The organism is Blastococcus sp. KM273129 (assembly GCF_021698995.1).
In the GTDB taxonomy this organism is placed as follows: domain Bacteria; phylum Actinomycetota; class Actinomycetes; order Mycobacteriales; family Geodermatophilaceae; genus Blastococcus.
Genome location: NZ_SSXB01000061.1, coordinates 1 through 23921 on the forward strand (window position 1 = coordinate 1; position 23921 = coordinate 23921).

22 protein-coding genes and 1 pseudogene are annotated in these 23921 nt (G+C 74.6%); 7 read left to right on the forward strand and 16 right to left on the reverse strand.

The features are described from left to right. Positions 1 to 1606: pseudogene (locus E9565_RS15890) on the forward strand (hypothetical protein); the annotation flags it as partial. Continuing rightward, entirely contained in the window at positions 1603 to 1851 is a 249-nt protein-coding gene (locus E9565_RS15895; RefSeq protein ID WP_236827316.1) for a hypothetical protein, read from the forward strand. The pseudogene E9565_RS15890 and the gene E9565_RS15895, both read left to right, overlap by 4 nt. 624 nt (positions 1852 to 2475) lie before the next feature. Here E9565_RS15895 and E9565_RS15900 read toward each other — a convergent pair. The 6 genes from E9565_RS15900 to E9565_RS15925 all read right to left on the reverse strand — a co-directional run bounded on the left by E9565_RS15900 (position 2476) and on the right by E9565_RS15925 (position 8383). Then, the gene (locus E9565_RS15900) at positions 2476 to 3768 is read right to left on the reverse strand and encodes a PhoH family protein (RefSeq protein ID WP_236827317.1); all 1293 of its coding nucleotides are present in this window, start codon (positions 3766 to 3768) and stop codon (positions 2476 to 2478) included. Positions 3769 to 4098: 330 nt separating this feature from the next. After that, the gene (locus E9565_RS15905) at positions 4099 to 4857 is read right to left on the reverse strand and encodes an ABC transporter permease (protein ID WP_236827318.1); all 759 of its coding nucleotides are present in this window, start codon (positions 4855 to 4857) and stop codon (positions 4099 to 4101) included. Next, entirely contained in the window at positions 4854 to 5855 is a 1002-nt protein-coding gene (locus E9565_RS15910; RefSeq protein WP_236827319.1) for an ATP-binding cassette domain-containing protein, read from the reverse strand. The genes E9565_RS15905 and E9565_RS15910 overlap by 4 nt, the downstream gene beginning before the upstream one ends. A 57-nt stretch (positions 5856 to 5912) precedes the next feature. Beyond that, positions 5913 to 6359, reverse strand: coding sequence for a hypothetical protein (locus E9565_RS15915; RefSeq protein WP_236827320.1), 447 nt, complete (start codon positions 6357 to 6359; stop codon positions 5913 to 5915). A gap of 3 nt (positions 6360 to 6362) precedes the next feature. Beyond that, positions 6363 to 7580 (reverse strand): DUF885 family protein, encoded by a 1218-nt coding sequence (locus tag E9565_RS15920; protein ID WP_236827321.1) that lies wholly within the window; start codon positions 7578 to 7580, stop codon positions 6363 to 6365. Between the two features lie 23 nt (positions 7581 to 7603). Next, positions 7604 to 8383, reverse strand: coding sequence for an isoprenyl transferase (locus tag E9565_RS15925; RefSeq protein ID WP_236827322.1), 780 nt, complete (start codon positions 8381 to 8383; stop codon positions 7604 to 7606). A gap of 128 nt (positions 8384 to 8511) precedes the next feature. Here E9565_RS15925 and E9565_RS15930 point away from each other — a divergent pair, with 128 nt between their 5' ends. Beyond that, on the forward strand, positions 8512 to 9324 hold the full coding sequence (locus tag E9565_RS15930) for a hemolysin III family protein (protein ID WP_236827323.1): 813 nt from the start codon (positions 8512 to 8514) through the stop codon (positions 9322 to 9324). 115 nt (positions 9325 to 9439) lie between these two features. On the opposite strand, the gene E9565_RS15935 is transcribed toward E9565_RS15930, so the two are convergent. Beyond that, positions 9440 to 10693: a geranylgeranyl reductase family protein gene (locus tag E9565_RS15935; RefSeq protein WP_236827324.1), complete on the reverse strand. Its 1254-nt coding sequence runs from the start codon at positions 10691 to 10693 to the stop codon at positions 9440 to 9442. 63 nt (positions 10694 to 10756) lie between these two features. Next, the gene (locus tag E9565_RS15940) at positions 10757 to 11326 is read right to left on the reverse strand and encodes a hypothetical protein (RefSeq protein ID WP_236827325.1); all 570 of its coding nucleotides are present in this window, start codon (positions 11324 to 11326) and stop codon (positions 10757 to 10759) included. A gap of 189 nt (positions 11327 to 11515) precedes the next feature. On the opposite strand from E9565_RS15940, the gene E9565_RS15945 reads away from it, so the two are divergent. Next, positions 11516 to 11980: a Fur family transcriptional regulator gene (locus E9565_RS15945; protein WP_236827326.1), complete on the forward strand. Its 465-nt coding sequence runs from the start codon at positions 11516 to 11518 to the stop codon at positions 11978 to 11980. Next, the gene (katG, locus tag E9565_RS15950; RefSeq protein WP_236827327.1) at positions 11977 to 14196 is read left to right on the forward strand and encodes a catalase/peroxidase HPI; all 2220 of its coding nucleotides are present in this window, start codon (positions 11977 to 11979) and stop codon (positions 14194 to 14196) included. The genes E9565_RS15945 and katG overlap by 4 nt, the downstream gene beginning before the upstream one ends. Positions 14197 to 14254: 58 nt before the next feature. On the opposite strand, the gene E9565_RS15955 is transcribed toward katG, so the two are convergent. The 3 genes from E9565_RS15955 to mca are packed head-to-tail and all read right to left on the reverse strand — an operon-like array spanning position 14255 to position 16323. Then, positions 14255 to 15061, reverse strand: coding sequence for a discoidin domain-containing protein (locus E9565_RS15955; protein ID WP_236835839.1), 807 nt, complete (start codon positions 15059 to 15061; stop codon positions 14255 to 14257). Positions 15062 to 15115: 54 nt separating this feature from the next. Further along, positions 15116 to 15439 (reverse strand): hypothetical protein, encoded by a 324-nt coding sequence (locus tag E9565_RS15960; protein ID WP_236827329.1) that lies wholly within the window; start codon positions 15437 to 15439, stop codon positions 15116 to 15118. Continuing rightward, on the reverse strand, positions 15436 to 16323 hold the full coding sequence (gene mca / locus E9565_RS15965; RefSeq protein ID WP_236827330.1) for a mycothiol conjugate amidase Mca: 888 nt from the start codon (positions 16321 to 16323) through the stop codon (positions 15436 to 15438). Before mca ends, E9565_RS15960 begins: the two co-directional genes overlap by 4 nt. A 248-nt stretch (positions 16324 to 16571) precedes the next feature. Here mca and greA point away from each other — a divergent pair, with 248 nt between their 5' ends. Next, on the forward strand, positions 16572 to 17075 hold the full coding sequence (greA, locus tag E9565_RS15970; protein WP_236835841.1) for a transcription elongation factor GreA: 504 nt from the start codon (positions 16572 to 16574) through the stop codon (positions 17073 to 17075). Between the two features lie 7 nt (positions 17076 to 17082). Next, entirely contained in the window at positions 17083 to 17415 is a 333-nt protein-coding gene (locus E9565_RS15975) for an RNHCP domain-containing protein (RefSeq protein WP_236827332.1), read from the forward strand. An 11-nt stretch (positions 17416 to 17426) separates the two neighbouring features. Here E9565_RS15975 and E9565_RS15980 read toward each other — a convergent pair whose 3' ends face one another. From E9565_RS15980 to ilvA, 5 genes are all read right to left on the reverse strand, one after another. Then, positions 17427 to 18353 (reverse strand): DUF5996 family protein, encoded by a 927-nt coding sequence (locus E9565_RS15980; protein ID WP_236827333.1) that lies wholly within the window; start codon positions 18351 to 18353, stop codon positions 17427 to 17429. A 132-nt stretch (positions 18354 to 18485) separates the two neighbouring features. After that, positions 18486 to 20543 carry a M3 family metallopeptidase gene (locus tag E9565_RS15985; protein ID WP_236835843.1) on the reverse strand — a complete coding sequence of 686 codons (2058 nt, stop codon included), beginning with the start codon at positions 20541 to 20543 and terminating at the stop codon, positions 18486 to 18488. A 23-nt stretch (positions 20544 to 20566) separates the two neighbouring features. After that, the gene (locus E9565_RS15990; RefSeq protein WP_236827335.1) at positions 20567 to 21373 is read right to left on the reverse strand and encodes an ABC transporter permease; all 807 of its coding nucleotides are present in this window, start codon (positions 21371 to 21373) and stop codon (positions 20567 to 20569) included. Beyond that, entirely contained in the window at positions 21370 to 22371 is a 1002-nt protein-coding gene (locus E9565_RS15995; protein ID WP_236835845.1) for an ATP-binding cassette domain-containing protein, read from the reverse strand. The genes E9565_RS15990 and E9565_RS15995 overlap by 4 nt, the downstream gene beginning before the upstream one ends. A 148-nt stretch (positions 22372 to 22519) precedes the next feature. Further along, the gene (ilvA, locus tag E9565_RS16000; RefSeq protein WP_236827337.1) at positions 22520 to 23734 is read right to left on the reverse strand and encodes a threonine ammonia-lyase; all 1215 of its coding nucleotides are present in this window, start codon (positions 23732 to 23734) and stop codon (positions 22520 to 22522) included. Between the last annotated feature and the right edge of the window lie 187 nt (positions 23735 to 23921).

Genomic DNA, 23921 nt, shown 5'->3' on the forward strand with positions numbered 1-23921 from the left:
CTTCGCCCCCGTCCCCGCGCAGCCCCCGGCGCCGGCTCCCCGGGCTGCCGAGCCGGTCGTCGGGACGTCCTCCTCGCTGTTCGGCGCCCCTGCCGCTCCGGCCCCCGCGCCGGCACCCGACCTGGCATGGTGGGGCAGCACCGCCGGCGGCTCCACGCTGTGGGGCGATCCCGTGCCCGCTGCCCCGGCCGCCGACGACGCGCCCATCTGGACCGACGTGCTGCTCGCCGCTCCGCAGCCGGTCGCCGACGCCGCGCCGGCGCAGGAGTTGCCGGCCGTCGAGGCGGTGACCGTGGAGCCCGTCGCGGAGGTGGCGGTCATCGAATGGCCGGCCGCCGAGGAGCCGGTCGCGGTCGAGCCGTCCTCCGATCCGTCCGCGGTCACCGAGGCGGTGGCCACGGAGCCGGTGGTGGCCGGGCCCGTCGTCGAGGACCCGGCGGTCGGGGACGTGGTGGCGGCTGCGGTCGAGGAGGGCGCCGTCGAGGAGGCCGCTGCCGAGGAGGCCGGCACGGCGCTCGCCGCGGACCTGGCCGAGGCCGCCCCGCTGCTCGCCCGGACCGCCAGCGACCCGGCTCCGCTGGGCATGTCCCTGGACGCCACCACCGTCATGCCGCGGGTCTCCCTGCTGCCCCCGCTGGCGGGTGCGCGGGGTCGCGGCCTGCCGCCCGTCCCCCCGTCGTCGGGGCGCCCGCCGGTCCCGCCGTCGCGGCCGGGGTCCTCCGCTCCGCGCGACGAGGTCGCCCCGGTGGCCGAGGAGGCGGGCAAGACCACCCCCGCGGCGCGGGCGCCCCGCAGCCTGGCGACCGTCACCCGCCTGCCCGTGGCCCCGCTCATGGCCGGCGACGACCACCCGGGGATGCCCGAGCTCGAGGACGACACCGACGTCCCGGCCGCACCGGCGCCCGCCCCGCGGACCGCCGCGGTCCCGGCCACGGCGCACGAGGTCGTCGCCCGGCTGGGCGAGCTCGGCGTGCCGCGTGAGCTGCTCGGGGACGACGTCGTGGACCGCATCGAGGCCGACGGCACCTACGCGGCGCTCACCCGGGCGCTGACGGAGCGGCTGCCCGAGGCACCCCGGCTGCCCAGCGGCGCCGGCGAGGTGCTGCTCGTGGTCGGCCCGGGTGTGGAGACGCTCCGCGCCGCCCGGGCGCTCGCCGCCTCCCTGCGGCTGGACCCCGACCGGGTGCAGTGGGCGACGCGCGGTGATCTCGCCGGCCTGGCCCCCAAGGGCAGCCGGATGACCACGATCGACGCCGCCATCGACCGGCGGCAGGAGGCGGCCGACGCCGGCACGCTGACCATCGTCGCCGTCGACGTGCCGCTGCGCAGCGACGTGTACTGGATGTCGCAGATGCTGGCGATCTGGTCGCCGGTGGCGGTGTGGGCCGTCGTGGAGGCGACCCGCAAGCCCGAGGACCTCGAGCTCTGGCTGGACGGGCTGGCCCGCGTCGACGCCCTCGTCGTCCAGGACACCGACCTCAGCGCCGACCCGGCCGCCGTGCTGCAGCGGCTGACCGTGCCCGTGGCCCTCCTCGACGGCGTCCGCGCGACCCCGCACCGCTGGGCCTCGCTGCTCTGCGAGCGCCTGGACAGCCCGCAGGCATGAGCCCGTTCCGCTGGGACGTCCTGCTCGTCGGGTTCGTGCTGGCCGTGCCCGTGCTCGCGCTCGGGTTGCGCGGGGACTTCACCACCGAGGAGGTGGTGGGCCGGCTGCCGTGGTGCCTGCTCGCCGGCTGGGTCGTGGTGGCGCTGGTGCGGGCGGTCGCGGCACCGCCGAAACCCGCACCCAAGGGCCGGCGCCGCCGCCCGGCGGCCACTGCGGGCGCTCCGGTCGACGAGGACGCCGCCTAGACCGGAGCGGGCCCCGCCCCGGGTTCTCCTCGCGCTCTCGCTGCCGCACGAGGTGACCGTGATCGCCCTGGACGCGGCGCTGCCCGGAGGGCTGGTGCGGTGCGCGCCCGGCTCTTCGACGTCTCCGGGCGCCCCGGAGCCCGGCACGCGACGCGCGTGGTCGCCGCTGCCGACGGGCGCAGCGAGAGCGTGGGAGAGCCGCAGCCGGGTGATCCTGCAGCGCGTTGCGGCTGGGACCTTCGGCGCTGCAGCACGAGATCGGGTCGGCCGGCGGTGGCCTCGTGGCCCGGACCGGCAGCGCGTGGGAGGACGTCCGGCTGGTGGACGAGTTCGACGGCCGGGTGACGTACGGGCGGCTGCTGCGCCCGGGGCAGGACCCGACGATGCGGTGTTCGCCGAGAAGCGCCGGGAGGACGCCGCCCGCGACGAGGGGTGGGTGTGGGCCGAGCTCGCCGTGCCCCACCGGCTCGCGGCCAGGTCCGGCGCGCGCCGGCGCACGCCGGCGGTGAGCCGCCCCGGCAGCCCGTTCCCAGCCCACGCCGGGCCCCCTCCCGGGGTGTTCCTCGCCGACCCGCCGTCCTGCACGACCGGCAGGGCGGGAGGAACGCCCCGGGAGTGGCGCGATCAGAGCGGCAGGTCCTCGAGCATCTCGGTCACCAGCGCGGCGATCGGCGAGCGCTCGGACCGGGTGAGCGTCACGTGGGCGAACAGCACGTGCCCCTTCAGCTTCTCGATGACCGCGGTGACCCCGTCGTGCCGGCCGACGCGCAGGTTGTCGCGCTGGGCGACGTCGTGGGTGAGCACCACGCGCGAGTTGCTGCCCAGCCGGGAGAGCACGGTGAGCAGCACGCCGCGCTCCAGCGACTGCGCCTCGTCGACGATCACGAACGAGTCGTGCAGCGAGCGTCCGCGGATGTGCGTCAGCGGCAGCACCTCGATGAGGTCGCGGGCGGCGATCTCGTCGAGCACCTCCTTCGACACCAGCGCGCCCAGGGTGTCGTAGACGGCCTGCGCCCAGGGCGACATCTTCTCGCCCTCGCTGCCGGGCAGGTACCCGAGCTCCTGCCCGCCGACGGCGTACAGCGGCCGGAAGATGACCACCTTCTTGTGCGCCCGCCGCTCCATCACCGACTCCAGCCCCGCGCACAGGGCCAGCGCCGACTTGCCGGTGCCTGCGCGCCCGCCGAGGGACACGATGCCGATCTCGGGGTCCAGCAGCAGGTCCAGCGCGACCCGCTGCTCGGCCGAGCGGCCGTGCAGCCCGAAGGCCTCCCGGTCGCCGCGCACCAGGCGCACCTTCTTGTCGGGCAGCACCCGGCCCAGCGCCGAGCCGCGGGAGGACAGCAGGACCAGCCCGGTGTGGGTGGGCAGCTCCGCCGCCGCCGGCAGGAACGCCTCCCCGGTCCCGTAGAGCTCGTCGAGCTCGGGGTCGTCGAGGGAGAGCTCGGTCATCCCCGTCCAGCCGGCGTCCACGGCGTCCAGCACGCGGTACTCGTCGGTCTCCAGACCGACCGCCGCCGCCTTGACCCGCAGCGGGACGTCCTTGGTGACCAGGCAGACGTCCCGCCCCTCGGCGCGCAGGTTGAGCGCGACCACCATGATCCGGCTGTCGTTGCTGTCGTTGCGGAAGCCGGCCGGCAGCACCGACGGGTCGCTGTGGTTCAGCTCGACGTGCAGGGTGCCACCGCCCTCCCCCACCGGGACCGGCGCGTCCAGCCGGCCGTGGGCGACCCGGAGGTCGTCGAGGATGCGCAGCGTCTGACGGGCGAACCAGCCCAGCTCGGGGTGGTTGCGCTTGTCCTCCAGCTCCCCGATGACGACGAGCGGCAGCACCACGTCGGCGTCGCCGAAGCGCAGCAGCGCCCCGGGGTCGGAGAGCAGGACGGAGGTGTCGAGGACGAAGGTGCGGCGAGTCATCACGAGTCGGCTCCCGTGGGGCGGCGCCACGCAGGCGTGGCGGACCCCTGCTCGAAGGTGACCGGGCCCCGGCGCAGGGGCCGGGCACCGGCCCCCCTGGACGACGAACGCAGTCGCACCAACCGGGCCTCCCGTGGACGCCGAGGGCAGCTCGACGTCCACTGCCGACGCTAGGCCCGACCACCGACAGGAGCGCGCCCGCGCCGCACCCCGCAACCTGAAGTTCACCCGACGGGGTACCGCCGGCCACACCTGCCCCAGCGGGTGGCACGCACCCCGTGCCGGGACCCCGGCGCGACCGCGGGCGCCGGGGGGCTCGGGGGCGCTCCGTCAGCTGGACTCGCGGCGGAACCGGCGCACGCCGAACATCCAGCCGAGCACCGCCAGCAGCACGGTCAGGGCGACGCCCCACCACGCGGTCGCGGTGCCGTAGCCGCCGATGAAGAACTCGCGCGCCGCCTCGACGACGTGCTTGAACGGGTTCACGTCGCTGAGGGTCTGCAGCCAGCCCGGGGCCAGCGTCATCGGCAGCAGGATCCCCGAGAGGAGCACGACGGGGAACACCACCGCGTTGAGCAGCGGCGCGAACGCATCCTCGCTCTTGAGCGTCAGCGCGAGGGCGTAGGAGACGGCAGCGAGCGCCGCTCCCAGCAACGCGACGACGAGCAGGGTCAGCGCCACCCCCACCACCGGTGCCCGCAGCCCCAGGGGCACCGCGACCAGCACCAGCAGGACTCCCTGGGTGAGCAGCACGACGACGTCGCGGAGCACCCGGCCCAGCAGCAGCGCCGTGCGGCTGGCCGGGGTGACCCGCTGGCTCTCGATGACGCCGGCCCGCCACTCGGCGATGAGCCCGAAGCCGACGAACAGCGCGCCGAACATGCCAAGCTGCACGAGGATGCCGGGCACGAAGATCTGGTAGGCATCACCCGGGCCCAGCTGCTCGGCGAGCGGTTCGAGCAGCGGCCCGAACAGCACGATGTAGAGGATCGGCTGCATCAGGCTGATCACGAGCCAGGCCGGGTTGCGCAGCGACATGCGCATCGCGCGCGAGAAGACGGTGCCGGTGTCGCGCAGCAGGGTCCTCATCGCGCCGCCACCGCCCCGGCCGCGGCCGGCGCGGCCCCGGACTCGCGCAGCGACCGGCCCGTCAGGCCGAGGAAGACGTCGTCCAGGCTGGGCCGGCGGCTCTCGATCCCGCTGACGGTGACGCCGGCGGCGTCCAGCGCGCGCACCAGCTCCACCAGCGCGCTGCCGCCGTGCGGCACCCGGCCCACGACCCGGTCGGCGAGCAGCTGCGGCGGCTCGGCTCCCGGCAGCGCCCCGACCAGGCGGGCCACCTCGCCGAGCTGGTCGGGCCGCTCCGCCGTCACGGTCAGCACGTCCCCGCCCACCTGGGACTTCAACTGGTCGGGGGTGCCCTCGGCGACGATCGCGCCGTGGTCGATGACCATGATCCGGTCGCACAGGGCATCGGCCTCGTCGAGGTAGTGGGTGGTGAGGAAGACCGTGGTGCCGCGGTCCTCGCGCAGGCCGCGGATGTGCTCCCACAGGTTCGCCCGCGCCTGCGGGTCCAGGCCGGTGGTCGGCTCGTCCAGGAAGACCAGCTCGGGCACGTGGATCAGGCCCACCGCGATGTCCAGCCGGCGGCGCTGGCCCCCCGACATGGCCTTGGGCTGGCGCTCCCAGAGCCCGTCGAGGTCGAGCTCGGCGAACAGCTGCCGGCCGCGCTCGGTGGCCTCGGCGGTGCTCATGCCGTAGAGCCGGGCGTGGTCGACCACCTCCTCGCCCGCCCGCGCCTCCGGGGCCGTGGCGCCGCTCTGCGAGACGTAGCCGATGCGACGGCGCACCCCGACCGGGTCGGTCCGCAGGTCGCAGCCGGCCACCGTGGCCGTCCCCGCGGTGGGCTCGAGCAGCGTCGTCAGCATCCGCAGCGTCGTCGTCTTGCCCGCGCCGTTCGGCCCGAGGAAGCCGACGATCTCACCGGGCGCGACGTCGAGGTCGACCCCGACGACGGCGTGGACCTCCTGCTTCCGCTTGCGGAAGGTGCGGGCGAGACCGCGGGCGTGGATCACGCGCGACAGCATCCACCGGTCCACCGACGAGCTTCCACCGGTTTCGCCGAGGGCGTCACCTCCGGCCGGTCACCAGCGGGCGTCGGGCCCGTCGGAGCGCCGGCGCACCGCCGGGCGCTCGACGGTGTCGGTGCGCTCCGACGGCGGCGGCCACCGGTGCGGCTCCCCGTGGGCCCGGCGTCCGTCGGCGGACCACCCCTCGTCGTGCCAGCGCTCGTCGTCGTGCCAGCGCTCGTCCGCCCGGCCGTCGTCGGTCCGCCCGTCGTCCTCCCACGCGTCGTCCTCCCACGCGTCGTCCTCCCACGCGTCGTCCGCCACCCGGCGTCGTCCCCCCCGGACCCGCGCCGCGCGGCGGGGTCGCAGCGCCACTAGCGCCCACACCACCGGGACGAGCAGCACCGGCCACTGCACCCCCGGGTCGCCGAACCGGACGAGCGCCAGCACGAGGAGCAGGGCCAGCCAGCCCGCGGTCCAGAGTCCGAGGAACCGGGCCTGCGCCGGGGTGCGGGCGGCCACGGGTCAGGCGGCCGGGATCTCGGCGGCGATCCGCTGCGGGGTGAGCGGCTCGTCGAGCAGGCGGACGAAGCGGTCGGCGACCGGCTGCTCGACCGGGCGGGCGTCGAGCCAGCGGGTGAGCAGGTCGAACCCCTCCACGTAGGTGGAGATGTAGGCCCGCCACAGCGGGTCGGTCAGGAAGCGGATCTGCTGCCGGGCGCGCTCGGGGCTGACCAGAGCCCACCGCTGCAGGTACGCCGCCACCTCGTCGGCGTCGGCACCGCGGTCGTGCAGCAGCACCGCGGCGTCCTGCCGGACCCGGTTGAGCGGGGCGGCCGCGGCGGCGATCCGCTCGGCCAGCGCGCCGTCGAACCGCAGCCCGAGGTCACCGAGGATCTCCTCCGACCAGGCGCCCCAGCCCTCGCCGATCGCCGCCGGGACGCCGAGGTCGGCCAGCCCCTCGGCCATCAGGCACTCGGGGGTGTTGACCAGGAACACCGTGTGCTCGAGCCGGCCGGTCCGCTCGACCAGCCCCTGCTCCTTGCGGCAGTGCTCGGTGTGGTGCCCCGGGTACGACTCGTGCGCCACCAGGTGGGTGAGCTGGGAGAGCCGGTGCGGCAGGTCGGCGTTGATCGCGACCCGGGACCGGTAGCCGCCCTCGTAGTAGTTGAACCCCGACCAGGGCTTGTCGGTGACCACCTCGTACCGGACGGTCTCGACCTCGGGCAGCCCGTACCGCCCGCGCACCCGGTCGCGCAGCGCGCTCGACAGGGCGTGCACCGCAGCCTCGAGCCGGTCCGGCGGGCACTCCTCCCGGCGCCGGTGGGCGGCGTACCGGTCGGCCAGCGTGCCGTCGCCGGGGAGCAGGCGGTCCAGCTCCGCGTGGGCGGCGGCGTACTCGCCCTCGTCACCGAGCCCGACGTCGACCTGGAAGTAGGCCTGCACCTCCTCCACGAAGCCGACCGGCTCCCCGCTCATCTTCCGCGCGCTGCACTCCAGGCCGGTGAGCTGGCCGCGCAGGAAGTCGGCGCGGTCGGCGGGCAGCTCGGCGGCGTCGAGCTCGCGCAGCAGCTCCCGCGCGCGGTCGCGCAGCTGCCGCGGGGTGGGCGCCGGCTCGTCCAGCACCTGCGCCCGCACCCGCGGGTCCCCGGTGTAGGCGTCGACGAAGCCGGCCTCCACGCGGTCGAAGCGCAGGCCCAGCCGCACGTACTCCAGGGCGACGTCGAGGGCTCCCGCGGTCATGGCGGCCAGTCTCGCAGCCGCCGTCACCCGCCGAAGCGGCGGTGCCGGGCCGAGTAGTCGCGCAGCGCGCGCAGGAAGTCGACGCGGCGGAAGTCCGGCCAGTAGACGTCGGTGAAGTGGAACTCGGCGTTCGCCGTCTGCCACAGCAGGAAGCCCGACATGCGCTGCTCCCCGCTGGTGCGGATCACCAGGTCCGGGTCGGGCTGCCCGCGCGTGTAGAGGTGCTCGGCGATGTGCTCGACGTCGAGCACCTCCACCAGCTCCTCCAGGGAGGTGCCGCGGGTGGCGTGCTCGCTCAGCAGCGACCGGACGGCGTCGGCGATCTCCCGCCGCCCGCCGTAGCCGACCGCCAGGTTGACCGTCGCGCCCGGGCGGTCGCAGGTGTCGCGCTCGGCCTGCTCGAGGACGGCGACCGTGCGCTCCGGCAGGACCTCCCGGGCCCCCATGCTGCGGATCCGCCAACGCCGCCCCGGCCGCGCCAGGTCGACGGCGACGTCCTCGATGATCGCCAGCAGCGCGTCGAGCTCGGACGCGGGCCGGCGCAGGTTGTCGGTGGACAGCATGAAGAGGGTGACCACCTGCACCCCGGCGTCGTCGCACCAGCCCAGCAGGTCGGCGATCTTGGCCGCCCCGCGGCGGTGCCCGTGCGCCACGTCCTCCAGCCCGATGGCCCGCGCCCACCGCCGGTTGCCGTCCATGATCACGCCCACGTGCCGGGGCACGTCGGCCCCGACCAGCGCCCGCGCCAGCCGCCGCTCGTACACCTGGATGAGAGCGTCACGGACCCGTCGACGCACCCCCACGCCGGTCACCCTAAGCCCCCCGCCACCCATCGGCCGGGAGCGCTCCCGGCCGTGGCGCGGGGGCGGTGGCAGCAAGCTCACAGGCCGCCGCGGATGACGCCGCACCCCGCTCTCCGTAGCCTCGGAGCATGAGTGTCCCCCCCTCCGAACGCGACCCCGTCCGGGTGGAGGCCGACGGGGCGGTGCTGGAAGCGCCCGCCGAGCAGGCGGCGGCCACCGTCGCCGCGGAAGGGCAGCGGGTCGAGCAGGCCTGGGACGCCAGCCACTTCGCCGACCGCGACTGGGAGCACCCCGACACCCGCCCCCGGGCACGGGGGTGGATCCACCTGTTCTCCTTCTTCGGCGCGATCGTCGCCGGTGCGGTGCTCATCCCGCTGGCCTCCGTCCAGGGCGCCCGCGCCGGCTGGTCGGTGACGGTCTACTGCCTCACCATCTGCGGTCTCTTCGGCATCAGCGCGCTCTACCACCGGCGGCGCTGGTCACCCCGCGGCTGGAAGATCATGAAGCGGCTCGACCACTCGATGATCTTCCTGTTCATCGCCGGCACCTACACCCCGTTCGCCCTCCTCGCCGTCGACCAGCCCACCGGCTACTGGGTGCTCGCCGGCGTGTGGGCCGGGGCCCTGGCCGGCGTCACGCTCAAGCTGACCTGGCCGACCGCGCCGCGCTGGGTCGGCGTCCCGCTGTACATCGGGCTGGGCTGGGTGGCGGTCTTCGTGCTCACCGACATCCTGCACATCGCCGGGGTCGCCTCGATGGTGCTGCTGGCCGTCGGTGGCGCGCTCTACACCCTGGGCGGGATCGCCTACGGCATCAAGAAGCCGAACCCGTGGCCGGGCACGTTCGGCTACCACGAGGTCTTCCACGCGATGACCGTCGTCGCGGCCATCTGCCACTACATCGCGGTGTACTTCGCGGTGTACTCGAGTCCTTTTGCCTGACTCCGTCAGACAACCGCGGCCAGCATCCGTCCCCGGCTTGCGCTGAGCTCTTGTCGTCCGTCCTCGGGGGACCCCCCGGGCCCCGCTCGCCCGGACCGGCTGACGCCGGCCGCGGTCAGGAGAACGGTGCGCGCTGGTCCATGCGCACGGAGGCCCGGCCGGCGGTGCGCCAGAGCCTCGCCACGAGGTCGCGGTCCTCGTCGGAGACGAGGTTGCCCATGACCCGCAGGGCGACGGTCATGAGCGGGCGGGAGCGCATGCCGACCGGGCCGGCCAGGGGCAGGAAGCGGGGCACGGTGAGCAGCCCGGCCAGGCGCCGTGCGATGGAGAACGCCTCGCCGTAGTGCCGCCGCAGCGTCGCCGGCCAGGCCGCGGTCCAGTCGTCCTCGGCGAGCAGCCCGGCGAGAGTCCGGCCGGTCTCCAGCCCGTAGTCGATCCCCTCGCCGTTGAGCGGGTTGACGCAGCCGGCCGCGTCACCGACCAGGGCCCAGTTCCGGCCCGCGACGCCGGACACCGCCCCGCCCATCGGCAGCAGCGCCGAGGTCACGTCCCGGACCGGGCCGTCCAGCCGCCACTCCGCGCGCCGGGTCTCCGCGTAGAACTCCAGCAGCGCCTTGAGCTGCACCCCGGCCGGCCGGCGGGCGGTCGCCAGCGTGCCCACGCCCAGGTTGACCTCGCCCGCCTCCCGGCCCAGCGGGAACACCCAGCCGTAACCCGAGAGCAGCTCCCCCTCGGTGCCGCGCAGCTCCAGGTGCGAGCTGATCCACTCGTCGTCGCTGCGACCCGAGCGCACGTAGCTGCGCGCCGCCACGCCGTAGGCGGTGTCGCGGTGCCACTCCCGGCCCAGCAGCCGGCCCAGCGGCGAACGGACGCCGTCGGCCACGACCAGCCGCCGGCAGCCGATCGTGCGCGTCGCGCCGTCGGCGTCCTCGAACACCACCGCGCGCACGCGGTCGCCGTCGCGCTCGACGTCCACGGCCCGGGCGCCGTCGACCGGGACCGCCCCCGCGTCGACCGCCACCTGCCGGATGCGGGCGTCCAGCTCCGTGCGGGGCACGGCGCTGCCGTGGTCGGGGTACGCCCCACCCGGCCACGGCAGCTGCCACTCCCGGCCGAACCCGGCGGCGCGCAGGCCGCGGTTCCGCGTCCTGGACCGCGCCCACTCCCCCAGGCCCAGCCGGTCCAGCTCGGCGATGGCCCGCGGCGTCAGCCCGTCACCGCAGGTCTTGTCCCGCGGGAAGACGGCGGCGTCGGCGAGGACGACGTCGGAACCGGCCCGGGCCGCCCACGCGGCGGCCGCGGCCCCGGCCGGGCCGGCACCCACCACGAGGACGTCGGTGGCTGCGGGGCGGGCGGCGCTGGTCGGCACGCCGCCCAGTGTCCCCGAGGCCCCGGACGGGTGTGCGGGGCCTCGGGGGGAGGGGTCCCGCTGCTACTGCGGGCCCCGGCCGCGGACCTCCTCGACCGACGCCATGGCCTCGCGCAGCTCGGTCAGCCAGTCGTCGGCGTGCCGGCCCACCAGGCGCACCGCCCAGACCAGCGCCTCCGACCGGGAGCGGGCCACCCCGGCGTCCACGAGCGTGTCGAGCACCAGCCGCTCGGGCTGGCGGAGGCGCGTCATCACCGGCACCGACGCGTGGGTGAAGAGCCGGCGGGTCTCCCCGCAGGCCGCGCCCCAGGCCACCGAGCGGCCGTAGCGCTCCTGCGCGGCGTCGGCGATGGCCATCCGGCGACCCCGCGTCTCCTCGCGGAACCGCTCGATCCGGCCGGCCCGGGCTGCATCGGCGTCACCCTCACCGGCCGACGGCTCCGCCAGGGTGCCGACGACGGTGATCTCGTCGCGGTCGATGGTGAGCTCGACGGGGCCGGTGAACCAGTCGTCGGGCAGCCGCCCGGCGAACCAGCCGGCGACCTCCGCCCGGTCGACGGGGGGTGCGACATCCTGCCCCCGTCCCCGCGGCCCGCGTCCGCGGCCCCGGCCGAACCCTGGCCCCAGGGGCATGTCGGCGAAACGATGTCCGTGCATGGCGACCTCCCGGTTCGCTCTGATTACACGGTTGCAGCGTAAGCACGGAACAACGCTCGCGGCGACGGTCGGAGTTGCGCCGAGAGCGGACGAACGCGACGCACGTCGCGGAAGTCTCCCGAGGAAAGACTGGATTCGTTCCAGAGAAGGCGTCAGGATGTCCCCGTGCCCGACTCCGTGGAACTCGGCCGCGAGCTGCGCGCCGTGGGCCTGCGCGTCACCCGCCCGCGACTGGCGGTGCTGGACGCCGTCCACGCGCACCCGCACCTGGATACCGATGCCCTGATCGCCGCCGCCCGCGAGCGGCTGGGCGCCGTCTCCCACCAGGCGGTCTACGACGTCCTGCGGGCCCTCACCGACACCGGCCTCGTGCGGCGGATCCAGCCACAGGGGTCGGCCGCCCGGTACGAGGCCCGCGTGGGCGACAACCACCACCACCTGGTCTGCCGCGACTGCGGCGCCATCGTCGACGTCGACTGCTCGGTCGGCGCCGCTCCCTGCCTCACCCCGTCCGACGACGCCGGCTTCGTGGTCGACGAGGCCGAGGTCGTCTTCTGGGGCCGCTGCCCCGCCTGCGCCACCGCCCGACCCGCTGACCGATCCGCCCATCCCGAGGAAGGCACACCGTGAAGGACGAGACCAACAAGGTCGTCACCGACAGCACCAGCGAGAGCGAGAACCCGGCGATCCCGTCGCCGACGCAGGTCACCAACCGCCGTCCCCAGAGCAACCGGGACTGGTGGCCCAACCAGGTCGACCTGTCGGTGCTGAACAAGCCCTCGAAGGACTCCGACCCCCTCGGCGACTTCGACTACAAGGCCGCGGTCGCCGCGCTGGACGTCGAGGCGGTCAAGCGCGACGTCGTCGAGGTCATGCGCACCTCGCAGGACTGGTGGCCGGCCGACTGGGGCCACTACGGGCCGCTGTTCATCCGCATGTCGTGGCACGCCGCCGGCACCTACCGCATCGCCGACGGGCGCGGCGGCGGCGGCCAGGGCGCCCAGCGCTTCGCCCCGCTGAACAGCTGGCCGGACAACGCCAACCTGGACAAGGCCCGCCGGCTGCTGCTGCCGGTCAAGCAGAAGTACGGCCGCGCCCTCTCCTGGGCCGACCTGCTGGTGCTGGCCGGCAACGTCGCGCACGACGACATGGGCCTGCAGACCTTCGGCTTCGCCTTCGGGCGCGAGGACACCTGGCAGCCCGAGGAGGTCTTCTGGGGGCCCGAGGACACCTGGCTCGGCGACGAGCGCTACGCCGACGACGCGCCGCTGGACCTCGACGAGGGCCACCTCGCCGCCGTCACCATGGGCCTGATCTACGTCAACCCGGAGGGCCCGAAGGGCCAGCCCGACCCGGTCGCCTCCGCGCACGACATCCGCGTCACCTTCAGCCGCATGGGGATGACCGACGAGGAGACCGTCGCCCTCATCGCCGGCGGCCACACCTTCGGCAAGACGCACGGCGCCGGCAACCCGGAGCTCGTCGGCCCCGAGCCCGAGGGCTGCCCGGTGCACGGGAACGGCCTCGGCTGGATCAACCAGCACGGCACCGGCAAGGGCGCCGACACGATCACCAGCGGCCTCGAGGGCGCCTGGACGCCGACGCCGACCACCTGGGACAACACCTACTTCGAGATGCTGTTCAGCTACGAGTGGGAGCTCACCGAGAGCCCCGCCGGCGCCAAGCAGTGGAAGCCGTCGAACCCCGAGGCGCAGGAGCTCGTCCCCGACGCGCACATCGAGGGCAAGAAGAACCCGCCGATGATGGCCACCACCGACCTGGCCCTCATCAAGGACCCGGGCTTCCGCGAGATCTCCCGGCGGTTCTACGAGGACCCCGAGTACTTCGCCGACCAGTACGCCCGCGCCTGGTTCAAGCTGCTGCACCGCGACATGGGCCCGAAGAGCCGCTACGTCGGCCCGGACGTCCCGGCCGAGGACCTCATCTGGCAGGACCCGGTGCCCGCCGTCGACCACGAGCTCGTGGGTGAGGCGGAGATCGCCGACCTCAAGCAGCGGCTGCTCTCCTCCGGCCTCACCGTGCCGCAGCTGGTGCACACCGCCTGGTCGGCCGCCGCGTCCTACCGCGGCACCGACAAGCGCGGCGGGGCCAACGGCGCCCGGCTGCGGCTGGAGCCGCAGATCAGCTGGGCGGTCAACGCGGGTGTCCAGGACGTGCTGCCGGTGCTGGAGCAGGTCAAGGAGTCGTTCGAGTCCGAGACCGGCAAGAAGGTCTCCCTGGCCGACCTCATCGTCCTCGGCGGCTCGGCCGCGGTGGAGAAGGCGGCGGCGGACGCCGGCGTGCAGGTGACCGTGCCGTTCCACCCGGGCCGCACGGACGCCTCGCAGGAGCAGACCGACGTCGACAACTTCCGCTGGCTGGAGCCGCGGGCCGACGGCTTCCGCAACTGGATCGCACCGGGCAGCAAGCTGCAGCCGGAGACGCTGCTCGTCGACCGGGCCTACATGCTCGAGCTCACGGCCAAGGAGATGACGCTGCTGGTCGGCGGGCTGCGCGTGCTGGGCGCCACCACCGGCGGTGTGCAGCACGGCGTCTTCACCGACCGGCCGGGGGTCCTCTCCCAGGACTTCTTCCGGAACCTGCTCGACCTGGGCATCCAGTGGCGCACCTCGGCGGACGCCGAGGACGTCTACGAGGGCCTGGACGCCGACGGCACCGTCGTCCGCACGGCCACCGCGGCCGACCTGGTGTTCAACTCCAACTCGATCCTGCGCGGGATCGTGGAGGTGTACTCGGCCGACGACGCGAAGGAGAAGTTCGTCCAGGACTTCGTCGCCGCGTGGGTGAAGGTCATGGAGCTCGACCGCTTCGACCTGCACGCCTGATCCGCTCCGCAGACGCCCCGGCCCGCCTCGTGCGGGCCGGGGCGTCCGCGCGTACGGGTCAGGGCGCCTCGTAGACCTCGATCTCGGCGGCGCCGGTGTTGCCGCCGGTGGTGGTCTCCGCGTCGATCCGCAGGATGCGGCCGGTGACGGCGTCGTCGAGGACCACGGTCCCTCCCGCCCCGAACGGCCCGTAGGTCGGCCCGCCGTCGACGGTGACGGTGAACGTCTCGACGACGGCGGTGCCATCGCCCATCGACCGGCTGCGCAGGGCCAGCCCCACGACGTCGACGGCCCGCCCGAGGTCGAGGGTGATCGACGCGTCGTCGCCGTCGCCGTCGCTGGACCACTCCGTGGCGGGATCGCCGTCCACGGCGTTGCCCGCGGCGAAGGCCCCGGAGAACTCGGAGCTGACGTCGGCGACCGCGGCACCGAGCGCAGCGTTCTCCCCCGGCGGCTCGGGGACCTCCGCGTCCGGCGTCCGGAAGCTCATCAGCTCGCTGCGGTAGAGCCGGCCGTCGGCGCCGGAGCCCTGCACCCGGTAGAAGTACTCGGTGCCGGGCTGGAGCCCCCGCATCACCGCACGGTGCTCCGCATGGGCGCCACCGCCCATGTCGGAATCCGTGGCGATCCCCTCGCCGAGGGACTCGTCGCGACCGAACACGACCGCGCAGGCCATGTCGATCCCGGTGGTGACCTGCAGCGTCGCCGACGTCCCCGACGGGTCGGGCAGCACGACCGGCGCCTCGGCGAAGACCTGCTCCGCCGGGAGCACCGCCGGCCCGCCGGACGCCGGCTCACCGCCGCACCCGGCCAGGACGACGACGGCGAGCGGCGCCGGCAGCAGCCTGCGGACGACGGGGGTCACGCCCCCGTCAACGGCCCGGCCGGGGAACGCGTTCCGGCGCGCGGGCCCGCCGGGTCAGCTCCGGTCGCCCTCGTCGCGGCGCGGGGCCTCGATGGCCAGCGGCGCCCGCCGCAGGGTGTCCAGCAGCTCCTGACCCGGCTCGCGGTCCTCCTCGAGGCCGGCCGGCGAGTCCGGGACGACGACCCGCGGCTCGCGGTCGTCCGCGTCGAAGCTCCGCGGCAGCCGCTTCAGGTGGCCGCTCATCGACTTGACCAGGAGGGCGCTGGCGACGAGCAGCAGCACGAGCAGCAGCAGCCCGAACGGGCCGGACTTGCCGACGTCCTGCGGCGCCTGCTGCTGGGCGAGGACGAGCAGGTCCAGGGCGGTGGTGGTGGTCATCGGGCGGTCACCTCGCTGCGGATGCCGGTGAACAGGTCGTCCTCGGGGGTGGGCGTGCCGACCAGCGAGCGGGCCAGCTCGTAGTCCTCGGTGGGCCACACCTGCTGCTGGGTCTCCACCGGGCAGGCGAACCAGCGACCCTCGGGATCGATCTGGGTGGCGTGCGCGATCAGCGCCGCGTCGCGGACGGGGAAGTACTCGGCGCACGGGACGCGGGTGGTGACCCGGTGGGAGATGTCGTGCGCCGGGTCCCAGTTGGCCAGCCACTCGGCGTACGGGGACTCCGCACCGGTCGCGAGGATCGCCTCGTGCAGCGCCTTCGTACGCGGGAGCGTGAAGCTCATGTGGTAGTAGAGCTTGCTGACCTGCCACGGCTCGCCGAGCTCGGGGTACCGGTCGGGGTCGCCGGCCGCCTCGAAGGCGTGCACCGAGATCTCGTGGGTCTTGATGTGGTCCGGGTGCGGGTAGCCGCCGCGCTCGTCGTAGGTGGTCATCACCTGCGGCTTGAACCGGCGGATGAGCGCCACCAGGGGCGCCGCGGCCTCCTCGACCGGCACCAGGGCGAAGCACCCGTCGGGCAGCGGGGGCAGCGGGTCGCCCTCCGGCAGGCCCGAGTCGACGAAGCCCAGGAACTCCTGCTCGATCCCGAGGATCTCGCGGGCGCGCGCCATCTCCTCGACCCGGATCTGCGGGAGCCGCTCCCACACCTCGGGCCGGTCCATCGCCGGGTTGAGCACCGAGCCGCGCTCGCCCCCGGTGGCGGTGGCCACCAGGACGCGGGCACCCTCGGCCACGTACTTCGCCATCGTGGCGGCGCCCTTGCTCGACTCGTCGTCCGGATGGGCGTGCACGGCGAGCAGGCGCAACTGGTCGGGATCGGTCACGCGCACAGTGTCCCTCGCCGGGCGGCGGTGGTGGCGGACGCCCACCCGGGCGTCGCCGGAGACCCGCAGGTCAGCCACCCGTCCGGGCGGAACGTGTCGTCCGTCACGCACCGGCGGGCTACCGTGCCACCACCGGCGAGGGCCGTCGCAGCGGTGCGGCAGGCCCCGCCGCGGTGTTAGCTTGGCCGTTCGACCGACGGCCGCTCCCGCACGGGGGGCGGCCTCCCGAGTTTTCAGGAGTACCCCACGTGTCCACCCCCACTGACGAGCAGGACCAGGGCATCTGGCTCACCCAGGAGGCCCACGACCGGCTGAAGGCCGAGCTCGACCAGCTGGTGGCGAACCGCCCGGCGATGGCCGCCGAGATCAACGCCCGCCGCGAGGAGGGCGACCTCAAGGAGAACGGCGGCTACCACGCCGCCAAGGAGGAGCAGGGCAAGCAGGAGGGCCGGATCCGCCAGCTCACCGACCTGCTGCGCAAGGCCAGCGTCGGCGACGCCCCGAAGACGGCCACGGACGCCGCCCTCGGCACGGTCATCACCATCCGGTTCGCCGGGGACGACGACACCGAGAAGTTCCTGCTCGGGTCGCGGGAGATCGCGGGCACCACGGAGCTCACGGTCTACTCCCCCGAGTCGGCGCTCGGCTCGGCGATCATGGGCGCGGCGCCCGGCACCTCGGTCACCTACCAGGCCCCGAACGGCAAGGACATCACCGTCGAGGTCGTCGCGGTCGAGCCGTTCGTCCCCTGACCGGCACGTGAGCGCGCCGCGCGCCCGCTCCCGGCGGGCGGAGAACACCGGCTTCCCCTGCGTGCACTGCACGGCACCGGTGCCGGCCAACACCGACGGCCACTACCGCAACCACTGCCCGTACTGCCTGTGGTCGCTGCACGTCGACGAGTTGCCCGGTGACCGGGCCAGCCGGTGCCGGCAGCCCATGGAGCCGATCGGGCTGGTCGAGAAGTCGGGCAAGGGCTGGCAGGTGGTCCACCGCTGCACCGCGTGCGGCCACCGCCAGCCCAACCGGCTGGTCCGCGACGGCGACGCCCCCGACGACCTGGACCTGGTGCTCTCGCTCCCCTGGCTCTGACCGCCCGCCGCTCAGCCCCGGATCACCGGATCGGTGACGCCGTCGCGGCAGGCCAGTCCCTCGACGTCCCACCCGGCCCGCGTGGCACCGGCCCGGTACGCCGCCTCGAAGAAGGCCAGGACCGCCGCCTTCGGGTCGGCGGCCGAGCGTGCCGCGTCGTACGGCAGGACGGCCAGGTGGCTGCCGCGGCGTTCCAGCCAGTACCCGCCGGAGGGCAGCTCGGCCTCGGCCAGCCCCGCGGGCTCCGGGGCCGTGTAGGAGTAGAAGGCCGGATCCGGGAATGACTCGTCCCCGAACCAGAACCCGGAGCTGACGACCTCCCGGGAGTACGCCTCCCGGGTCACCGGGTCGGTGCCCTCGGCCGGTGGGACGACGCGGTCGGAGAACCGCGTCACCGCCAGGTCGAAGGTGTGCCAGAAGTGGTGCACCGGGCTCGTCTTGCCGGAGAACCGGCCGGCGAACTCCTCGAGGACGACGTTCACCTGGCTGAGGACCTGCCAGTACCGGGTCACCGCCGCGGTGTCGTAGCTCGCGTGCTCGGTGTCCTCGGCGAACGGCCGGTCGGCGTCCGGCAGGTCGAACGGGCGGGCCCCGGCGATGTCGATCCCGTGCAGCCCGGCGGCGGCCAGGGCGTGCTGGAGCTCGCGGTGGAACGACGCCACCGACCGCCCGGCCATGCCGAAGGACGCCCGGCGCCCCTCGACCGTGCTGATCTCGACGCGGTGGTCGACCAGGTCGAGGTCGACGGCGAAGGTGGGGTCCAGCCCCATCGGCCGGGTGGTGATGCCGCGGCCGGTGAGGTGGAAGGGCACGTTCCACCAGTGGTTGCGCCGGGGGCTCCCCAGCAACCGCACCCGGCCGACCACCTGGGCGAACCGGTGCACCGTCGCCAGGGTGTCCGACCACCCCGCGTACGGGATCGGGGGGAAGAGCTCCATCGCGGCACACCTCCACGGGACGGTCGCCGGCGGCAGCAGTGTCGCGCATGCCGGTGCCGTTGACGAGGTCGCGGCTCCCGCCCCGCGCCGCCGCGCCGGAGGGCCGGATCCACCTGCGGCGCCGCGGCGGCGTCAGCCGACCGGCGCCAGCCCGCGCCTCCGCAGCAGCGGCACCGGGTCGGCGTCGCGGCCACGGACGGCGCGGAAGGCCTCCAGCGGGTCGACCGATCCGCCGACGGCGAGCAGCCGCTCCCGGAAGGCGTCCCCGTTCTCGCGGCGCAGCCCGCCGTTCTCCTTGAACCACTCCACCGTGTCGGCGTCGAGCACCTCCGACCAGATGTAGGAGTAGTACCCGGCCGAGTAGCCCCCGGCGAAGACGTGCTGGAAGTAGGTCGTCCGGTAGCGCGGCGGCACGAGCTCGGACGCCACGCCGGCCCCGGCGAGGGCCGCCCGCTCGAACTCGACGGGGTCCCCCACCTCGGTCTCCGGGGTCAGCCGGTGCCAGGCCTGGTCGAGCAGGGTGGCGGCCAGGTACTCGAGCGTGCCGAAGCCCTCGCCCCACAACCGGGCGGCGTCGATGGCCTGCACGACCGAGGCCGGCAGCGGCTCCCCGGTGTCGGCGTGGCGGGCGTAGTGCGCGAGCACCTCGGGCCAGAGCGCCCACATCTCGTTGACCTGGCTCGGGAACTCGACGAAGTCGCGCGGCACGGCGGTGCCCGCGAAGCGGGGGTAGGTGACCGCCGAGCTCAGCCCGTGCAGCGCGTGGCCGAACTCGTGGAAGAGGGTGGTCACCTCGTCGAGGGTGAGCAGCGTGGGCCGGCCGGCCGGTGCGCGGGTGACGTTGAGGTTGTTGACGACGACCGGCCGGGTGCCCAGCAGCCGGGACTGGCGCACGAAGGAGCTCATCCACGCGCCGCCGCGCTTGCCCTCCCGGGCGAAGAAGTCCCCGAGGTAGAGCCCGACCTCCGCGCCGTCGGCATCGGCGACCTCCCAGACCCGGACGTCGGGGTGGTAGCCGGCGAGGTCGGGCCGCGGGGTGAAGCGGAACCCGTAGAGCAGCCCGGCCGCCCGGAACACGCCGTCGACCAGCACCCGGTCCAGCTCGAACCACGACCGCAGCGCCGTGGTGTCGACGGCGTACCGCTCGGCGCGCACCCGCTCGCTGTAGAAGGCCCAGTCCCACGCCGCGAGCTCGACGCCGTCGCGGGCGGCCACCTCGCGCAGCGCCTCCGCCTCGGCCTCGGCGTTGGCCACCGAGGCCGGCACCATCGCGTGCAGCATCGCGTCGACGGCGGCGGTCGTGCGCGCGGTGGAGTCGGCCAGCACGAGGTCGGCGTGGGTTGCGAAGCCCAGCAGGCGGGCCCGCTCGGCCCGCAGCCGGGCGATGCGCTCGGCGACGGGCCGGTTGTCGTGCTCGCCCGCGGACGCCCGGCCCACCGAGGCCTCGAACACCCGGCGGCGCAGCTCCCGGCCGCGGAGCTTGGCCAGCACCGGCTGGCCGGTGGGCAGCACGAGGGTGAGCAGGTACCCCTCGAGCCCGCGGTCGGTGGCCGCACGGGCCGCGGCGGCCACCTCCTCCTCGTCCAGCCCGTCGAGCTCCGCGGCGTCGGCCACCCGCACCGCCGCGGCCTCGGTGGCCAGCTGCAGGTTCTGCCCGAACGTCGTCGACAGCTCGGAGAGCTGCTGGTTGAGCTCGCCGAGGCGAGCTCGCCCCGCGCCGTCGAGGCGGGCGCCGGCGAGCACGAAGTCGAGGTGGTACCGCTCCACCAGCCGCGCCTGCTCCGCGTCGAGGCCGGCGGTCTCCCGGGCGGCGTGCACGGCGTCGATGCGGGCGAACAGCGCCGGGTCCAGCCGGAGGGCGTCGTCGTGGGCCGCGGCCAGCGGTGCGATCTCCCGCTCGATCTCCCGCAGTCGCGGCGTGGCGACCGACGACGACAGGTTGCCGAACACCGACCAGGCGCGGTCCAGGAGCGCACCGGACCGCTCCAGGGCGACGATGGTGTTCTCGAAGGCCGGTTCCTCGGCGCAGGCCAGCAGCGCGTCCACCTCCCGGCGCTGGTCGGCCATCCCCGCCAGCAGCGCCTCCCGGCAGTGCTCGAGGGTGATCTCGGCGAACGGGGGGAGCCGGAACGGCAGCTCGGAGGTGGTGGCCAGCGGGTTGTCGGCGGGGAGTGCCTCAGCGGTGCTCATCGCGTGCCATTAGACAGCGGCCGTCAGCGACCGGCCGTCCGCCGGTACTGCCGGACCGACAGCGGCACGAAGATCGCCAGGAACACGGCCACCCAGATGAAGACGTAGAGCACCGGGTTCTGCAGCGCCCACCCCTGCGGCTCGGGGGCCCCGGGCACGACGTTGCCGAACAGCTCGCGGGCACCCTGGACCACCGCGGAGACCGGGTTCCACTCCGCGAACGTCTTGAGGACCGACGGGAAGTTGTCGATCGGCACGAAGGTGTTCGCGATGAAGGTGATCGGGAAGATCACGATGAAGCTCGCGTTGTTGACGACCTCCGGCGTGCGCACGAGCAGCCCGACCAGGGCCATGACCCAGGACATGGCGTAGGCGAAGGTCAGGAGCAGGAGCACCCCGAGCACCGCCTCGCCGACGGAGGTGTTGACCCGCCAGCCGACGAGCAGACCGGTGATCATCATGACCCCGATGGTCAGCACGTTGAGCAGGAGATCGGCGACCGTCCGCCCGACCAGCACCGCCGAACGGGCCATGGGGAGCGACCGGAACCGGTCGATCAGGCCCTTCTGGAGGTCCTCGGCCAGGCTGGCGCCGGTGATCGTGCTGCCGAAGACCACCGTCTGGGCGAAGATCCCCGGCAGGAGGAACTCGGCGTAGCTGAGGCCGCCGGGCACGGGGATCGCGCTGCCGAAGACGTAGCGGAACAGCAGCACGAACATGATCGGCGAGAGCGTCGCGAAGACGATCAGGTCGGGCACCCGCTTCACCTTGATGAGGTTGCGGCGGGTGATGGTGAGGCTGTCGGAGACGGCCATGGCCAGCGTGGTCACCGGGATCCTCCTGCAGCGGGCACCGGGTCGGTGGCGGTCTCATCGGCGGCTGGGACGTCCTCGGCCGCGTGGCCGGTCAGGGTCAGGAAGACGTCGTCCAGGTCGGGACGGCGGAGCCCGACGTCGAGGACCTCCACCCCGCTGCCCTCCAGCCGGCGCAGCGCCTCGGCCAGCACCTCGGTGCCGCCGCGCACCGGCAGGCTCAGCCGGCGGCTCTGCTCGTCCGAGCGCGGCTGGTCGACGGCCAGCGGGCGCAGCCGCTCGCCGGCCTCGACCAGGTCGACCGCCCGGGCCAGCGTGAACTCCAGCCGCTGACCGCCCACCTGGGCCTTGAGCTCGTCACCGGTGCCGCGGGCGATGACCCGGCCGCGGTCGATGACGACCATCCGGTCGGCCAGCCGGTCGGCCTCCTCGAGGTACTGGGTGGTGAGCAGGATCGTGGTCCCGCCGTCCGCGAGCTCGGCGATGAACTCCCACATGGCCAGGCGGCTGCGCGGGTCCAGCCCCGTCGTCGGCTCGTCGAGGAAGAGCACCCGGGGCCGGTTGATCAGCGAGGCGGCGATGTCCAGCCGCCGCCGCATGCCCCCGGAGTACGTCTTCGCCGGCCGGCCGGCCGCGTCGGTGAGGTCGAACCGCTCGAGCAGCTCCCCCGCCCGGGCACGGGCCTCGGCCCTGGGCAGGTGGTAGAGGCGGCCCACCATCTCGAGGTTCTCGAACCCGGTGAGGTACTCGTCCACGGCGGCGTACTGGCCGGTGAGGCCGATCGACGCGCGCACGTCGTCGGCGTCGCGCACGACGTCGAGGCCGACCACCTCCGCCCGCCCCTCGTCGGCGAGGAGCAAGGTGGTGAGGATCCGCACCACCGTCGTCTTCCCCGCGCCGTTCGGGCCGAGCAGCCCGAGCACCGAGCCCTCGGCGACCGTCAGGTCCACACCGTCGAGCGCTGTCGTCGCTCCGTAGCGCTTGACCAGCCCCTCGACCACGATGGCGTCCGTCATGCCCCGGACCCTAGGCCCGCCTGCCGACAGTCTCCGCTGCTTTTCCCGATCGCGTCCACGCGCACTCCCCTCCGCCTGCGTCCCGCCAGGTGCGGGACGCAGACCCAGGACCGGCGGGCGCCGCGCGGCTCGTCGGTGGGTCGGGGAGCTACTCCGGGGTGACGGCGTAGCCGGCGTCGCGCATCGCCCCGATGACCTCGCCGGCGTGCGCGGGCCCGCGCGTCTCCAGGACGACGAAGACCTCCACCTCGCCGATGCCCAGCCGGGTCGCCGTCCGCTCGTGCTCGACCTCCAGCACGTTGGCGCCCACCGCGGCCAGCTCGGTGAGCAGGGCGGCCAGCGAGCCCGGGCGGTCGGGGATGCGCAGCCGCAGCGAGAGGTAGCGGCCGGCCGCGGCCATGCCGTGCTGCACGACCTTGAGCAGCAGCACCGGGTCGATGTTGCCGCCGGAGACGACGGCCACCAGGGGCGGCTCGAACGCGCGCGGGTCGGCCAGGACGGCGGCGACCGCGGCCACCCCCGCCGGCTCGACGACCATCTTGGCGCGCTCCAGGCAGAACAGCAGGGCGCGGGAGAGGTCCTCCTCGCTCACCGTGCGCACCTCGTCGACCAGCCCCCGGACGTGCGCGAAGGTCAGGTCGCCCGGCGCGGGGACGGCGATGCCGTCGGCCATCGTGGACATGCTCTGCAGGGCGACCGGCCGGCCGGCGGCCAGCGAGCCGGGCAGGGCGGCGGCCTCCTCGGCCTGCACACCGACCACGCGGACGTCGGGGCGGCGCTCCTTGACCGCCGCCGCGATGCCGGAGACCAGGCCGCCCCCGCCGGCGCAGACCAGGACCGTCGCGACCTCCGGGCACTGCTCGAGCACCTCCAGCCCGACGGTGCCCTGCCCCGCGATGACGTCGGGGTGGTCGAAGGGGTGGATGAACACCGACCCGGTCCGCTCGGCGTGCTCGGCGGCGGCGCGCAGCGGCTCGGCGAGCGACTGCCCGCACATCTCGACGCGCGCCCCGTAGGCCTGCGTCGCCGCCACCTTCGGCAGCGGCGCGGTCTCGGGCATGTAGACCGTCGCCTCCGCGCCGAGCAGCCGGGCGGCGAGCGCGACCCCCTGGGCGTGGTTGCCCGCGCTGGCGGCGACGACGCCGCGCGCCCGCTCCTCGTCGGTCAGCCGCGCGATCCGGGTGTAGGCGCCGCGGATCTTGAACGAGCCGGTGCGCTGGAGGTTCTCGCACTTGAGCCACACCGGGCCGCCGACGCGGTCGGCCAGCCCGCGCGAGTGCTCCAGCGGGGTGCGGCGGACGACACCGGCGAGCAGCTCGGCCGCCGCGGCGACGTCGGCACCGGTGACCAGGGGGACCGACATGTCGGAGATCATCGCAGCGCCGAGGGTCCTGCGACGCCGACCTCACCGGGCCTGTCGCGCCGAGTGGGCCCGGAGCGCAGCCGGGGCACGGAAACCGGTCGCGGTGCCGTCCGGAGGCCGACAGGCAGCACAGTCGTCGTACCGTGGCTGAGGTGACGGACACCCCCGCACCGGCAACCCCCTCCCC

What these genes read in the sequence shown, in the direction of transcription:
- E9565_RS15895 (WP_236827316.1), top strand. Translation starts at nt 1,603, where the DNA reads ATGAGCCCGTTCCGCTGGGACGTCCTGCTCGTCGGGTTCGTGCTGGCC.
- E9565_RS15900 (WP_236827317.1), bottom strand. Translation starts at nt 3,768, where the DNA reads ATGACTCGCCGCACCTTCGTCCTCGACACCTCCGTCCTGCTCTCCGAC.
- E9565_RS15905 (WP_236827318.1), bottom strand. Translation starts at nt 4,857, where the DNA reads ATGAGGACCCTGCTGCGCGACACCGGCACCGTCTTCTCGCGCGCGATG.
- E9565_RS15910 (WP_236827319.1), bottom strand. Translation starts at nt 5,855, where the DNA reads ATGCTGTCGCGCGTGATCCACGCCCGCGGTCTCGCCCGCACCTTCCGC.
- E9565_RS15920 (WP_236827321.1), bottom strand. Translation starts at nt 7,580, where the DNA reads ATGACCGCGGGAGCCCTCGACGTCGCCCTGGAGTACGTGCGGCTGGGC.
- E9565_RS15930 (WP_236827323.1), top strand. Translation starts at nt 8,512, where the DNA reads ATGAGTGTCCCCCCCTCCGAACGCGACCCCGTCCGGGTGGAGGCCGAC.
- E9565_RS15940 (WP_236827325.1), bottom strand. Translation starts at nt 11,326, where the DNA reads ATGCCCCTGGGGCCAGGGTTCGGCCGGGGCCGCGGACGCGGGCCGCGG.
- E9565_RS15960 (WP_236827329.1), bottom strand. Translation starts at nt 15,439, where the DNA reads ATGACCACCACCACCGCCCTGGACCTGCTCGTCCTCGCCCAGCAGCAG.
- E9565_RS15980 (WP_236827333.1), bottom strand. Translation starts at nt 18,353, where the DNA reads ATGGAGCTCTTCCCCCCGATCCCGTACGCGGGGTGGTCGGACACCCTG.
- E9565_RS15985 (WP_236835843.1), bottom strand. Translation starts at nt 20,543, where the DNA reads ATGAGCACCGCTGAGGCACTCCCCGCCGACAACCCGCTGGCCACCACC.
- E9565_RS15995 (WP_236835845.1), bottom strand. Translation starts at nt 22,371, where the DNA reads ATGACGGACGCCATCGTGGTCGAGGGGCTGGTCAAGCGCTACGGAGCG.
- ilvA (WP_236827337.1), bottom strand. Translation starts at nt 23,734, where the DNA reads ATGTCGGTCCCCCTGGTCACCGGTGCCGACGTCGCCGCGGCGGCCGAG.